The 12,181-nt window shown below is 63.4% G+C and carries 17 protein-coding genes; 11 read left to right on the top strand and 6 right to left on the bottom strand.

Annotated features, from left to right (window positions below; all coding sequences use genetic code 11):
• Positions 1 to 81 precede the first annotated feature (81 nt).
• The gene (locus HYH07_RS16465; RefSeq protein ID WP_057757766.1) at positions 82 to 693 is read left to right on the top strand and encodes a GNAT family N-acetyltransferase; all 612 of its coding nucleotides are present in this window, start codon (positions 82 to 84) and stop codon (positions 691 to 693) included.
• Between the two features lie 73 nt (positions 694 to 766).
• Here HYH07_RS16465 and HYH07_RS16460 read toward each other — a convergent pair whose 3' ends face one another.
• Entirely contained in the window at positions 767 to 1,072 is a 306-nt protein-coding gene (locus tag HYH07_RS16460) for a hypothetical protein (RefSeq protein ID WP_220003452.1), read from the bottom strand.
• A gap of 94 nt (positions 1,073 to 1,166) precedes the next feature.
• On the bottom strand, positions 1,167 to 1,847 hold the full coding sequence (locus tag HYH07_RS16455) for a DUF2161 domain-containing phosphodiesterase (RefSeq protein WP_220003451.1): 681 nt from the start codon (positions 1,845 to 1,847) through the stop codon (positions 1,167 to 1,169).
• Positions 1,848 to 1,974: 127 nt separating this feature from the next.
• Between HYH07_RS16455 and HYH07_RS16450 the strand changes: the two genes are divergently transcribed.
• The gene (locus tag HYH07_RS16450) at positions 1,975 to 2,322 is read left to right on the top strand and encodes a GrlR family regulatory protein (RefSeq protein WP_057757757.1); all 348 of its coding nucleotides are present in this window, start codon (positions 1,975 to 1,977) and stop codon (positions 2,320 to 2,322) included.
• Here HYH07_RS16450 and HYH07_RS16445 read toward each other — a convergent pair whose 3' ends face one another.
• On the bottom strand, positions 2,323 to 3,003 hold the full coding sequence (locus HYH07_RS16445; protein ID WP_220003450.1) for an SDR family oxidoreductase: 681 nt from the start codon (positions 3,001 to 3,003) through the stop codon (positions 2,323 to 2,325).
• A gap of 119 nt (positions 3,004 to 3,122) precedes the next feature.
• Between HYH07_RS16445 and HYH07_RS16440 the strand changes: the two genes are divergently transcribed.
• Complete coding sequence (locus HYH07_RS16440; protein WP_220003449.1) at positions 3,123 to 3,842, top strand: SGNH/GDSL hydrolase family protein; 720 nt, start codon at positions 3,123 to 3,125, stop codon at positions 3,840 to 3,842.
• Positions 3,843 to 3,858: 16 nt separating this feature from the next.
• Here the strand turns inward: HYH07_RS16440 and HYH07_RS16435 are convergent, their stop codons facing one another.
• Positions 3,859 to 4,602, bottom strand: coding sequence for a tyrosine-protein phosphatase (locus HYH07_RS16435; RefSeq protein ID WP_220003448.1), 744 nt, complete (start codon positions 4,600 to 4,602; stop codon positions 3,859 to 3,861).
• 48 nt (positions 4,603 to 4,650) lie between these two features.
• Between HYH07_RS16435 and HYH07_RS16430 the strand changes: the two genes are divergently transcribed.
• A complete protein-coding gene (locus tag HYH07_RS16430; protein ID WP_220003447.1) occupies positions 4,651 to 4,977 on the top strand; it encodes an MliC family protein in 327 nt (108 codons plus the stop codon).
• 111 nt (positions 4,978 to 5,088) lie between these two features.
• Here the strand turns inward: HYH07_RS16430 and HYH07_RS16425 are convergent, their stop codons facing one another.
• The gene (locus HYH07_RS16425; RefSeq protein WP_220003446.1) at positions 5,089 to 5,292 is read right to left on the bottom strand and encodes a DUF2735 domain-containing protein; all 204 of its coding nucleotides are present in this window, start codon (positions 5,290 to 5,292) and stop codon (positions 5,089 to 5,091) included.
• Between the two features lie 534 nt (positions 5,293 to 5,826).
• Between HYH07_RS16425 and HYH07_RS16420 the strand changes: the two genes are divergently transcribed.
• The 7 genes from HYH07_RS16420 (at position 5,827) to HYH07_RS16390 (ending at position 11,064) form a co-directional block, all read left to right on the top strand.
• Positions 5,827 to 6,861, top strand: a complete 1,035-nt coding sequence (locus HYH07_RS16420; protein ID WP_057757742.1) for a glutamine synthetase beta-grasp domain-containing protein — start codon at positions 5,827 to 5,829, stop codon at positions 6,859 to 6,861.
• A gap of 202 nt (positions 6,862 to 7,063) precedes the next feature.
• Positions 7,064 to 7,765 (top strand): GrlR family regulatory protein, encoded by a 702-nt coding sequence (locus HYH07_RS16415; protein ID WP_220003445.1) that lies wholly within the window; start codon positions 7,064 to 7,066, stop codon positions 7,763 to 7,765.
• Between the two features lie 21 nt (positions 7,766 to 7,786).
• Positions 7,787 to 8,470: a substrate-binding domain-containing protein gene (locus HYH07_RS16410; RefSeq protein WP_220003444.1), complete on the top strand. Its 684-nt coding sequence runs from the start codon at positions 7,787 to 7,789 to the stop codon at positions 8,468 to 8,470.
• 32 nt (positions 8,471 to 8,502) lie between these two features.
• Positions 8,503 to 9,324 carry a tetratricopeptide repeat protein gene (locus HYH07_RS16405; protein WP_220003443.1) on the top strand — a complete coding sequence of 274 codons (822 nt, stop codon included), beginning with the start codon at positions 8,503 to 8,505 and terminating at the stop codon, positions 9,322 to 9,324.
• An 86-nt stretch (positions 9,325 to 9,410) separates the two neighbouring features.
• Positions 9,411 to 9,878 (top strand): hypothetical protein, encoded by a 468-nt coding sequence (locus HYH07_RS16400; RefSeq protein ID WP_220003442.1) that lies wholly within the window; start codon positions 9,411 to 9,413, stop codon positions 9,876 to 9,878.
• A 58-nt stretch (positions 9,879 to 9,936) separates the two neighbouring features.
• Entirely contained in the window at positions 9,937 to 10,086 is a 150-nt protein-coding gene (locus tag HYH07_RS16395) for a hypothetical protein (RefSeq protein ID WP_007609497.1), read from the top strand.
• Positions 10,087 to 10,359: 273 nt separating this feature from the next.
• Positions 10,360 to 11,064 (top strand): hypothetical protein, encoded by a 705-nt coding sequence (locus HYH07_RS16390; RefSeq protein ID WP_220003441.1) that lies wholly within the window; start codon positions 10,360 to 10,362, stop codon positions 11,062 to 11,064.
• A 119-nt stretch (positions 11,065 to 11,183) separates the two neighbouring features.
• Here HYH07_RS16390 and HYH07_RS16385 read toward each other — a convergent pair whose 3' ends face one another.
• Positions 11,184 to 11,930, bottom strand: a complete 747-nt coding sequence (locus HYH07_RS16385) for an alpha/beta fold hydrolase (protein ID WP_220003440.1) — start codon at positions 11,928 to 11,930, stop codon at positions 11,184 to 11,186.
• Between the last annotated feature and the right edge of the window lie 251 nt (positions 11,931 to 12,181).

The raw sequence follows: 12,181 nt of genomic DNA, 5'->3' as shown, positions 1-12,181 counted from the left end.
TGATAATTTTGTTGCGACGCACAATATTGGGGCCCTAGGGATTCGAACGCCTCCTCGAGGGACACCAAGAGGAGTTTTGACGTGACACTTGATGAGACCGTTCGCGCGACGTCCGTTCCGGGCTATGTGCGGACCCTGAGCCAGCAGGAAGAGTTGCCGCTGTTGCGCGATCATCTGCTCAGGCTCGATGCCGGAAGCCGGCACGACCGCTTCAACGGTTTTCTCGACGACAGCTTTATCGAGCGCTACGCGGCCCGCTGCGCGGATGATGGCACCGTGATCGTTGCCTACATCGTCGACGGCGTGGTGCGTGGTGCGGCTGAGCTGCATCCGCCGGAGGGTGATTCGCTGCCAGAAGTCGCTTTCAGCGTGGAGGCCTCAGCCCGCCGCCAGAACGTCGGCACCGTGCTGTTCAGCCGCCTGATCGCGGAAGCGCGCTGGAAGGGCTACAAGAGCCTGCGCATCACCACGGGCGCGGAGAATCACGCCATGCGCGCGCTCGCCAGGAAGTTCGGTGCGAACCTGCAATTTCGCCATGGCGAGTCGACCGGCACGATCGACCTGACCAAGACGCCCGAGGACGAGCTTGCGGATCTCGCCTCGGCGCCGTTCAAGGCCGGCCGCGCGCTGCTCAGCTTCAACTCGACCTGCTGGAAGCTGATCTCCAGCATGTACGGCAATCGTGCGGCCTGACAGCAAACGCCTGAAACAAAAAGCGGACCGGCGAGGCCGGTCCGCTGTTTTATTGAAGCAAGAATGTGAGGCCTTAGGTGCCGGTGCGCTTGTCGTTGCCGAAGCGGCGGACGACGCGGCGCTCGACCACGACAGAGCGCTGCGCGCCCTGTTCGCCGGCGATCACGCGCGTCGCGGTGATGCGGCTGTTGGTGCGGGCCTGCTTCTTGACCTCGGCCTGAACGATTTCGAGTGGCATCCCCATCAGCGCGGCAGCGATCTCGGCCTGCTGATCCTGGTCGTCGGTGATGCCGACGGCAGCGAAGATCGCCTCATCCAGCGTGGGCGGATCGTGGCGCACGCGCCGCGTGCCATATTTGGTATTCCAATCTGCGCTCATAACGGCCTCGTTTTGATGCCGGATACCTAGTGCCCTACATGTTGCATTGCAATATGAAATTGGTGTGGCAGCTCAGCTATGCACCGCTTGGGCGTCACAGCGGTGACCGGGCACCGATCTCAGGGCGTTGCTGCGGCCAGCGTTTCAGCGCCGCATGTCCCGCCTGCGTAAGCCCGTAAATTCCCCGGTCGGCGCGCTCGAACCAGCCATACACATTGTTAAGCAAGATCTTGCCGGCATCGGGACAGCGTTCGCGCAAATCGCGCACCCGCCGCGGGCCAGCGGCAAGCTCTGATGCGCAGGCCAGTGCCTGCTGCCGATAGGCCGTCATGATCGGCGCGCGGGTGCTGCCGCCGAGCGCGGGATCACCCTGGCGGCGCTGATGCTCGGCGACCAACCGCGAGCGCGTCTTCGGCTCGCGGCGCGGGGCCGCCGTCGGCGGCTTCACCAGCACCTCGACCTCGCCCTTATCGGTTACCCCGAGCATACCGAAGCCGAGGCGGCGACACAGATTGCGATAGCGCGCATCGCTCTCGCGGCCCTTGCCGCGTGCGGATATTTTTGCGGCGATCCAGATCTCGTCGCCTGCCGGCGCACGATCGACTGCTTGCAGGATCAGCTCGAGATTGAAGGCGAGCTTGAGCTCGCCGATCACCACGACAGGCGGATCGCCGGCGCTCAGGCCGACGAGATCGCAGCCGCGGATCTCGCCCTTCACGTCGAAGCCGAGGCTTTCGAGGAATCGTTTGACGGGGAGGTAGAGCGCGGTTTCCAAGGTGAGTTTCCAGTCGGAGAATCAATTCCCCTTAGTCTAGCCCGGATCGGGGTTGAGGCCGGCGAGCATTTGCCCGAACGCGGTCAAGCCAGCTATATCCTCACGCGGGGAACAGGGCCCTTGCGAAATGACGATCAGGAACGGGCTTTATCACATCCGGATCGAGTTCCTGGATAGCGTCCAGGGCGGCAATCAGGGTGTCATGGTGCTGCGCGACGGCACCATGCGCGGCGGCGACTCGTTTTTCTTCGCTTATGGCAGCTACACCTCCGCCGACGGCAAATGGAAGGGCGAGCTGACCAACGAGGAGCATTCGCCCTCGTTCGACGAGCGCCCGGTGTGGGGCCGCAAGGTCGTGACCATCGGCTTCAGTGGTACCTATACCGACGAGACCGCCTATGGCGAGGGCATTGCGCTCGCGGGCAAACAGAGCATCCGCTTCAAGGGCAATCTGCGGCTGCTGGTGCCGGATTGATCACACCCGACCGCTCACCGGAATCAGCGCCCCGGTGACGCCGCTCGCGGCGTCGCTGACGAGGAACAGGATCACCTCGGCAAGCTCCTGCGGCGTCACCCATTTGGCGAAGTCAGCGCCCGGCATGTCGGCGCGGTTGGCCTTGGTGTCGATGATCGACGGCAGCACGGCATTTACCGTGACCTTGCCCTTCCATTCGCTGGCCAGCGCCTCGGTGAGGCGGTGCACGCCCGCCTTCGATGCCGCGTAAGGACCCATGCCGGAGCCCGCCTGAACCGCGCCCATGGCGCCGATATTGACGATGCGGCCGGCCTCTGAGGCGGCAAGGTGCGGCAGCGCTGCATGCGAGGTATTGAGGGCCGTCAGCAGATTCAGCGCATGCATGCGGTGCCATGTCCTGATGTCGCCGTCGCCGACGGTCTCGAAGGCGAAGCCGCCGGCAATGTTGATCAGCGCGTCCAGTCTGCCGAAATGCTTCGCGGCAGCCTCGACCGCTGTCTTCGCCTGCGCGGCGTCGGAAAGGTCGACGCCGCCGATCTCGATGCGCTCAGTCGTGGCCGGCAGTTGTGAGGGCGCATAATCGATGCCGGCCACCAGTGCACCGCGCGACAGTGCGACGTCGGCGACCACCCTGCCAAGCGCGCCGAGGGCGCCGGTCACGACGATGACTTTTCCCTGCACGGTTCTCTCCCTCGCCTCTATTCGCGCCGACTATTGCGCCAGGCCAGTTGCAGTTGCAATGGCGCCCGCATCAAGGCTGGGCTATAGTGCAACTTTAGATGGTTTGAGGAGACTGTTTCATGCCCGAACCTTTTCCGTCCATCGAATTTCCCTCTGCGATCGTCGACCTGAAATATCCATTGATGCGGCTGCGGCAAGCCTTCGATGGAAAGGGCGTGGTGCGGATCGTAGCCATGGGGTCGTCGTCGACGGCCGGACGAGCCAATGTCGTGCCTTATCCCTATCGGCTCGAGATGTATCTGCGGCAGTATTTCAAGGACGTCCTGCATCGGACGGATATCCGGATTGACGTGCTCAACCGGGGGATTGGCGGACAAGAGGCGACCGAGGAGCTTGGGCGGTTCGAGGCCGATATTTTTCCCGATGACCCCGCGCTGGTGATCTGGCAGGTGGGAACGAATGCGGTTTTTCACAACGACCAATACGACGTTGACGTCGTTGCCGGGAACATCAGGAAGGGGCTGGCGCAATTGCGTGCCCGCGGCTTCGAGGTCGTGGTGATGGACCCGCAATATACGACGAAGATGCTGTGGGATGATCGCGCCGAGCTGTCGGACCGAATGGTCCGGCTGATCCGCGATGCGGCCAATGACGCCGGGGTCAATCTGTTTCAGCGCTGGGCCCTGATGCGGCATTGGCACGTGCAGAACAACGTGTCATTCGAGCAATTGGTCGATGTGACCGATCCCGACCAGCTCCATCAGAGCGACTGGAGCACCATGCAGGTCTCACTCGCTCTCAAGGATGTCATCATCAAGGCTGCGGGGGTGACGGTGTGAGGCGGCCGCCGCCAGATCACGTTTGCAGATAACGCTCCTTCAGCGCGATCCGCTCGGCCGCGCCGAGCTCGAGGCCGTCGCGCAAATAGGCCTCGACATCGCCATAGTCGTCCCTGACGGCATCGAAAGCTGCCGCGAGATAGGAGGCGTTGACCGAGCCGATCGCGTCGAGGACGTCGGCGGGCAGGTCGGAGACGCTCGAGGTGTCGCGCTTGTAGTGGCGATTGGTGAGCAGATAATCCTCGGCAATGACGTCGTCGGGGACGCCGAGCGCATGCAGGATCAGGGCGCTGGCGAAGCCGGTACGGTCCTTGCCGGCGGTGCAGTGGATCACGAGCGGAGCGCGGTCCTCCAGCAGATGGCCAAACAGCATGCGGAAGCGATGCGTGTTGTGGCGGACATAGTTGCGATAGGACTCCCGCATGATCTCGAGCGCGACCCGCCGAGTGAGCGCGTCCCTGGCGAGCTCGGCGCGCAGCGATGCCACCACCGTCGGCTCGATCGGCAGCGAATGTACGGTGATCTCTTTGACGACGCACATGCCAGCGGTCCGCTCCTCGACGCCGCGAAAGTCGAACGCGCTTTTGACGCCGAGTGCGCGAACGATCTCGATATCGGCGGCGGTGAGCTGGCCGAGATGGTTGGAGCGGAAGATATGGCGCCAGCGCGTGATGCGGCCGTCACGTGTGGCGTAGCCGCCCAGGTCGCGAAAATTGCCGGCGCCTTGCAAGGCGAGGTGACGGGCAGGGGAGTCTGACATCGAAGCCGTTTTTGTTATGTTGCCGACGCATCATTACAGAGGGCGATCATGGGCCGGGACAAGGCTATTCTTTTGGGGATCATCATGTTGGCGACGGGAACATCAGGCACGCGGCACGCCGACGCACAGACATTCCGGACCTATCGCTGCGTCGATGGCACGCAGTTCATCGTGGGGTTTTATGATTATGACACCCGCGCCTTCCTTCAGATCGACGGCGTGCCGGTGACGCTTGCCAAGCGCCTGACGGTTTCGGGCATGCGCTATTCGGGGGCGGGCATCACGCTGAGGATCGACAAGAGCGGAGCCACCACGGTCAAGCATTTGAAGCGGCCGGTCACGGCCTGCGCGGTGATTGAAAAGCCGGCCCTTTGAAGGGACGACCAGACAGAATCAAAAAGGGTCGAAACCTCGTTGTTTCGACCCTTTTTCAAACTTCCGTCGGGCACTCGAAAGAGCGCGGCGGTCTCAAACCGGACACTGACATCAGCGTTCCCATTTGGGCTTTGCTTCGTCGACCGCGTCCTGGTGGTACCAGCTATCGCTGCAGATCGAGGCGTTCGCGGGAAGCGAGGCGTGATCGGCAGGAAGGCGTGGCTCGCCATAGCGGCGCCCCGCGAGAGCCGCGCGGCCCCCGGCAGGGAATTGGTAGATCTTCGCAGATCCGTAACTTAGACCATTATTCATCATTGCGATTGCTCCTGGGTCGAAGCGACTTGGCCTCCATGGTGCGCCCGACTCGTTCTGATGTGGTTACTGGAATCCCCATATCGGCCTCGCACTCCCAAAAGCAAAGTGCTGAAAAGGAGATCAGTTTCCGCCCAATTCTTGGGCAGGTGGGTATCTGCACCCCCTAAGGCACCGGGTCGATGACTAACGTCTGGGCCGTTCCAAAGGTTGCTAGGCAGGAGGGGGCGGCTTTTCGAAAGTTGCTGGACGTTGATGCGCGTTTGATCGGCAACTTCAGGCAGGGGCCTGCCTGCTTCAGAATCGGGCGTTTTCCGCGGGATTTTTGCAGTGCAGCTTCACGAGAAGGTGCGCTTCTATGACGCATGCGGCTGCGACGGTTTTCCGTCGGCTGGACCGAGTCCGGCGCGGTGGAAAAGCTCCCGCGCTGCGGCTTTTTGGCACGCAACATGCTTGTAGAGGGCCGGCCGATGATGGCCGGGTACAAACGTGCGGGGCTCTCAACCCCACCTTTCGCATCATCTACAGAGAGGCTCAATGACCAAGTATAAGCTCGAGTACATTTGGCTCGACGGATATACGCCGACTCCGAACTTGCGCGGCAAAACCCAGATCAAGGAATTTTCGTCGTTTCCGACGCTCGAGCAGCTTCCGCTGTGGGGCTTCGACGGCTCGTCGACCCAGCAGGCCGAAGGCCACAGCTCCGATTGTGTGCTGAAGCCGGTCGCCGTGTTCCCGGACGGTGCCCGCACCAATGGCGTGCTGGTGATGTGCGAAGTCATGATGCCCGATGGCAAGACCCCGCATCCGTCCAACAAGCGCGCCACCATCCTCGACGACGCCGGCGCCTGGTTCGGCTTCGAGCAGGAATACTTCTTCTACAAGAACGGCCGTCCGCTCGGCTTCCCCGAGTCCGGCTATCCGGCGCCGCAGGGCCCGTACTACACCGGCGTCGGTTATTCGAACGTCGGCGACGTCGCCCGCAAGATCGTCGAAGAGCATCTCGACCTCTGCCTCGCTGCCGGCATCAACCACGAAGGCATCAACGCGGAAGTCGCGAAGGGCCAGTGGGAATTCCAGATCTTCGGCAAGGGTTCCAAGACCGCTGCCGACCAGATGTGGATGGCCCGCTACCTGATGCTGCGTCTGACCGAGAAATACGGCATCGACATCGAATTCCACTGCAAGCCGCTCGGCGATACCGATTGGAACGGCTCCGGCATGCATGCCAACTTCTCCACCGAGTACATGCGTACGGTCGGCGGCAAGGAGTACTTCGAGGCGCTGATGGCCGCCTTCGACAAGAACCTGATGGACCACATCGCCGTCTACGGCCCGGACAATGACAAGCGTCTGACCGGCAAGCACGAGACCGCGCCGTGGAACAAGTTCAGCTACGGTGTGGCTGATCGTGGCGCCTCGATCCGCGTTCCCCACTCCTTCATCAACAACGGCTACAAGGGCTATCTGGAAGACCGTCGTCCGAACTCGCAGGGCGACCCATACCAGATCGCTTCGCAGATCCTGAAGACGATCTCGTCCGTGCCTGTCGACAAGAAGGCCGTCGCCTAAGATCCTCCCGGCCCGGACCTTGGGGGCTTGGTCCGGGTTGGCTTTCAATCCGCCGGAGCTGCGAAGCTCCGGCGGATTTTTGCGTTCTGATGACAACGCTTGTTGTGGGTCTGACTTCTATGCCGGAGTGAAGCCTGTCCATGTCGGCCGAAACCGGGATAGAGTAGTCGTCAGGATGCGCGCGGAGCCGGGGACACGGCTGGTGTTTGAAGGCTTCTACAAGGTGCGGTTTCAGCTCGGCGACGCCGTCGGCCGGAGCGTGATGTATGCCGGCAATGGCAAGATGCTCGGCGGCAATTCGGCGTTCGCGCATATCGGCACCTACGAGAAGACCGAAGGCGGCGTCGACATCATCATCAAGACCGTCCGCCACAACGCCGATCCGAATTACCGCGCCATGGCCGGCACCGACGATGCGACGCTGATCGCGAAAGGTTTTCCGGACGGCGATCTCTACCGCTTCAAGGGCGAGCTGAAAGAGCTGCCCGGCGTGCCGTTCCAGTCGGTGATGACACCGATCACGGAGGAGGAGGTGCCGATCGCCGGCGGGGTCGGCGAGCCCGGCATCACCGATGGTCTCTATTCGATCCACCTGCGCATGCTCGACGGTGTCGACGGCGGGCTCACCGGCGTGATGCTGCTCAACCGCGGCCGCATCCTCGGCGGCGATGCTTCGTTCTACTACCTCGGCAGCTACATCGCCACGAACGGCCGCTGGAAGGGGCAGATCCTCAACCAGGAGCACACCCCGGCCAAGGACGATCCGATCTTTGGCGGCCACGAGGTCGGCATCGGATTTGCCGGCACCTATGATGGCGATCAGGCGATGCTGGAAGCGACTGCACTGGCCGGCAAGCGCAGCCTGCGCCTGTCCGCCACGCTCGAGCTGATGCATCGCGCCTGATCGTATCAGGGAAAATCGCTGATGGAAAAAATCCGCATGCTCTCGACGCTCGGCCTGATGGGGGCGATGCGCAGCCTGTCATCCGCGTTCGGGGCCGCAACGGGCATTCACGTCGATGCCGACTTCGCGCCGACCCTGGCGTTGCTCAGGCGCCTGCGCGCCGGCGAGGCGGCCGATCTCGTCATTCTCACACGCGAAGGGCTCGACGAGGTGATAGGCGAGGGGCGCGTGATCGCGGACAGCGCAGCCGACCTCGCGCGCTCCTATGTCGGCCTCGCCGTGCGGGCCGGGCAGCCGCATCCCGATATTTCCAGCGAAGCGGCGCTGCGCAAGGCGCTGCTCGCGGCGCGGTCCGTCGCCTATTCACGGCTGGGTGCGAGCGGCGTGTACTTCGCCCAGCTGATCGTGCGGATGGGCATCGCCACCGAGATCAATGCCAAGGCCACCATCGTCGAACAGGGCTTTACGGCAGAGCGGCTGGTCAGCGGCGAGGCTGATCTCGCCGTGCAGCAGATCAGCGAGCTGAAGCAGGTCGGCGGCATCGAGGTGATCGGCCCGGTCCCGCACGAATTGCAGACGCCTGCCGTGTTCTCCGCCGGCCGCATGACGGATGCGAAGCAGGCCGAGGCGGCCGATCGCCTGCTGCGCTATCTCGCATCCCCGGAGGTCATGCCCGTGCTGCGCCGGTCTGGACTCGAGCCTTGAATTCGCCGGGACGCCGACGCAACGTGACGGCCATGCGAACCTGTCTCTTTGCCATCCTCTTCGCTCTTGCCGCGCCGGTCGTCGCGCACGCGCAATCGGCCGATCTTGTGCTGTGCGACCGTGTTGCCGCCGATCCCAGCGATCCGGACAAGCCGGCCGACGTGAAGGGCGTGCCTGAGATCGCGGCCGCCGACATCACGACCGCCATCAAATTCTGCAAGCAGGCGTCCGCATCGTCGCGCCGCGCAATGTTTGCGCTTGGGCGTGCCTATGCCGCGAACCGGCAGACGGCGGAAGCGCTCGCTGCCTGGCGCAAGGCCGCCGACAAGGGCTCCAGCGCGGCGATGGTGGAGCTCGGTGTCGCCTATGGCACCGGCTCCGGTGTTGCCAAGGACGAGGCGCAGGCGCGAAAGCTGTTTGAGAAGGCGGCGCAATCAGGCAATCCCCGCGGCGTCTCCAACCTCGCCGCGCTCGGCAGGGCCGGTGGCGGAACGCCGGCCGATCCGGCGCAGGCGCGCACCCTTCTGAGCAAGGCCGCCGAGACCAATGCGGAGGCGCAGTACCAGCTCGGCCTGATGCTCTCCAATGGCGATGGCGGCGAGAAGGATGATGTCGGGGCGCGCGCGCTGTTCGAGAAGGCGGCCGCGCAAAACCATCCCGGCGCGCTGGAGCGGATGGGCGCGTTCGCGCAAGAGGGCCGCGGCGGTCCCAAGGATAAGGACGCCGCCAAGGCCTATTACGAGCGCGCGGCTGCGCTCGGCGACGAGGACGCCAAGAAGGCGCTGGAGCGGCTGCGCTGCCCCTATGCGATCAAGGACAAGCAGGGCAGGCTCGTCACCACGCTTTGCTTCTAGCGGACGACGAGGCCGCTCTTGATCGAGCGCAAGGTGGCACGGCGCGGCGGGCCTAGATTGCGTCTCCATTGGAATGGAGACGTGCGATGGAACTGTGTCGTTGGATAGTCGTGTTGGCCTTGATGGGAGCGGCCACGGCCGTGACGGCGCAGGATCTCAAATCGCCGTCGGCGGACCAGTACGTGCCGCGGCTCGGCGACATCATGAGTGCCGCACAGACGCGCCACCAGAAGCTCTGGCTGGCCGGCAAAGCGCAGAACTGGGAGCTTTCGGCTTACGAGCTGCGCCAGCTCAAGGCGAGCCTGGTCGAGGCCGCCTTGCTCTATTCCGGCATCCCCGTCAGCAATGTCACGACACTGGAGCCGTCGCTGCAGGCGACGTCCGACGCGATTGCGGCCAAGGACGGCCGCAAATTCGCAAAGGCCCTGGGTGATCTCACCGAGGGCTGCAACGCCTGCCACCGCTCGATGGGACGCAGCTTCGTCGTCATCAAGGTTCCCGCAGACCCACAGCCGTTCGCCAATCAACTGTTTGCGCCACCGGCGAGGCCATGACGGAACGGACCGCGTGCAACACGGTTTGACTGGCAAGTCCACGACAGGAGGCGCCACCATGATCCGCAAGCTCGCATCCGGCGAATACCGGCTCTATTCGCGCAAGGTGAATCCCAAGACCGGCAAGCGGCGCAATCTCGGCACCTTCAAGAGCCGCGCCGCGGCCGAGAAGCACGAGCGCGAGGTGCAGTATTTCAAGCGTCATTGACGGTTGCCGAATGCCCACCAGGCGGGCCCACCGTAAAAGTTGGAAACAACCCCATGCACAGTAGGCAAGTGATTGAAAGGCCGAGCTGGCGGGCCTTCGAAATGGCTATTGCGGATTTTACGAAATTAGCTTGACCCGTCGGGCAAAACAGGTGCATGATGGCACCATGGCAGGATCGGTTCCGCGAGCCCTGCGCGGAAAAGCCTGGTGGCATCGATGCCGCGACGATGCTAGGGACCCGGCGATTCCTTTTGATTTTGCGGGTTCACGATTTTGCTCAACGGGCTCTACAAGGTTGAATACGGCATCAACGGCGCCTTCGGCCGCAGCATCATGTGTCTGCACGACGGCAAGATGCTGGGCGGCAATTCCGCCTTTGCGCATCTCGGAAGCTACGTGGTCAGGGACGGTGTGATCGAAGCCGAGGTCATCACCGAGCGTTATAATGACGATCCCAATTTCAAGCCGTTGATGGGCGCCGACGTCACCACGATCAGGGTGCGCGGTCGCACCGAGGGATCGACCATCCTGCTGGAGGGCAGGGCGGATGCGATGCCCGACGGCGTGTTCTGGGCCAACCTCGCCCTGCTCGACGACGCCGCGCTGCCGCCGCGCGGCACGATCGGGCCGGGCAGCATCGCCAACGGGCTCTATGCGATGCAGCTGCGCGCGCTCGATGGTGTTGATGCCAGTCTCTCCGGCGTCATGCTGCTGCTCGACGGACGTATCCTCGGCGGCGATGCGTTCTTCTACTATCTCGGCTCTTATTCCTCAGCAGACGGCCGCTGGAAGGGCGAGATGCTCAACCAGGAGCACACGCCGGCGAAGGGCGAGAACCCCGTCTTCGGCGGCTATGAGGTCGGGATCGGTTTTTCCGGCTCATGCACCGAAGACAGCGGTGAACTCGAAGGCATCGCGCTTGCGGGCAAGCGCAGCCTGCGGTTGGCGGCCTCGCTCAGACTGATGCGACGGGTGTAGGGAGCCCAATCAAAGGCAGGCGGCCGCGGGTCACAATCGGATGCTTGCTCGACAACGAATGCAGTCTCACGACACATCTTGAAGGGGCCGAACGAGATGAGGGTGGCGAGAACAGGCCCTCAATTCAAGGTCCCTACAAACGCGTTGATCGCATCCGCCGCCTGTTTGGGTTGCTGACACATCCACCAGTGACCCGCGCCCTTCAAGACGGCTACCTTGGCCCCGGCGCGTTCGGCGGAACGGCGCGCCAGCGTCTCCCCGCCGCAATATCCATCCTCCGTCGCAATGACGGCCAGTCCCGGCTTCGTCTTTGCGTTGGGCAATGCGAGTCCCAGATCGCGCATCACCGGCTGTGCCGCCGATCGGTACAGGGTCAGAATGGCGCGGCCCAATCCCTCATCTGCACCCGCGACCACCTGCCGCGCGATCGACGGTGTCATCCCGAGGCTCGCGAAGCGCTCGACGCGCGCCTCTGCGGGCAGCTTCGCCATCTCCGCAAGCGCCTGCTCTCCGACCTTTTCCGTCTGCCAGACCCGCGCGAGATCATGCCAGACGTAATCGGGGTCGAAACATCCCAGGATGTCGCTGGCCCAGGACCGGATCAGTTCCGGACGCTCCATCGCAACTCGCAGGACGTGCCCACCGCCCCAATCGTGGCCGATGAGATCGACCGGTTGGGGCAATCTGGTCAGTTCGTCCGCCAGCCAGTCGCGATAGGCATCCGTGGTGCAGGCGAAGCCAGCGGGAATCGCCGAGCCGAAGCCAGGAGGAGACAGGCGAACGACTTCGCCGCCGCGAAGATATGGCACGAGATCGTCCCATATTGCCGGGGTTTCAGGATTTCCGTGAACCAGAACAATCGTCATCGAACGCGTCCCTTCTTTGCAGTTGTGGTCAGGAGGACGGGCGGATTTCAGGACGACGCCATGCTAGCGCTTCGACCTCGGTGCCGAAAGCCGGTCGAGGCTTTTTGGAGCGGATGCGGCCGGATGGCCCCTCGACCTCAGCTGTCGCCTTGCGGCGACGTGCTTCGAATTGACACCAATCCGGAAGCGCATCAGACTTGCGGCATATTGACTTCGGCTCGTCCGTGGCTCCGCACCGAAACGGATGAGCG

Source organism: Bradyrhizobium sp. BR 10261, assembly GCF_019455395.1.
Classification (GTDB): Bacteria; Pseudomonadota; Alphaproteobacteria; order Rhizobiales; family Xanthobacteraceae; genus Bradyrhizobium; species Bradyrhizobium manausense.
The sequence above is the reverse complement of the archived record's forward strand: the minus strand, read 5'-3'. Positions and strand labels throughout refer to the sequence as shown.

What these genes read in the sequence shown, in the direction of transcription:
- HYH07_RS16450 (WP_057757757.1), top strand. Translation starts at nt 1,975, where the DNA reads ATGACGATCAGGAACGGGCTTTATCACATCCGGATCGAGTTCCTGGAT.
- HYH07_RS16420 (WP_057757742.1), top strand. Translation starts at nt 5,827, where the DNA reads ATGACCAAGTATAAGCTCGAGTACATTTGGCTCGACGGATATACGCCG.
- HYH07_RS16430 (WP_220003447.1), top strand. Translation starts at nt 4,651, where the DNA reads ATGGGCCGGGACAAGGCTATTCTTTTGGGGATCATCATGTTGGCGACG.
- HYH07_RS16395 (WP_007609497.1), top strand. Translation starts at nt 9,937, where the DNA reads ATGATCCGCAAGCTCGCATCCGGCGAATACCGGCTCTATTCGCGCAAG.
- HYH07_RS16425 (WP_220003446.1), bottom strand. Translation starts at nt 5,292, where the DNA reads ATGATGAATAATGGTCTAAGTTACGGATCTGCGAAGATCTACCAATTC.
- HYH07_RS16400 (WP_220003442.1), top strand. Translation starts at nt 9,411, where the DNA reads ATGGAACTGTGTCGTTGGATAGTCGTGTTGGCCTTGATGGGAGCGGCC.
- HYH07_RS16410 (WP_220003444.1), top strand. Translation starts at nt 7,787, where the DNA reads ATGGAAAAAATCCGCATGCTCTCGACGCTCGGCCTGATGGGGGCGATG.
- HYH07_RS16460 (WP_220003452.1), bottom strand. Translation starts at nt 1,072, where the DNA reads ATGAGCGCAGATTGGAATACCAAATATGGCACGCGGCGCGTGCGCCAC.
- HYH07_RS16385 (WP_220003440.1), bottom strand. Translation starts at nt 11,930, where the DNA reads ATGACGATTGTTCTGGTTCACGGAAATCCTGAAACCCCGGCAATATGG.
- HYH07_RS16405 (WP_220003443.1), top strand. Translation starts at nt 8,503, where the DNA reads ATGCGAACCTGTCTCTTTGCCATCCTCTTCGCTCTTGCCGCGCCGGTC.
- HYH07_RS16440 (WP_220003449.1), top strand. Translation starts at nt 3,123, where the DNA reads ATGCCCGAACCTTTTCCGTCCATCGAATTTCCCTCTGCGATCGTCGAC.
- HYH07_RS16435 (WP_220003448.1), bottom strand. Translation starts at nt 4,602, where the DNA reads ATGTCAGACTCCCCTGCCCGTCACCTCGCCTTGCAAGGCGCCGGCAAT.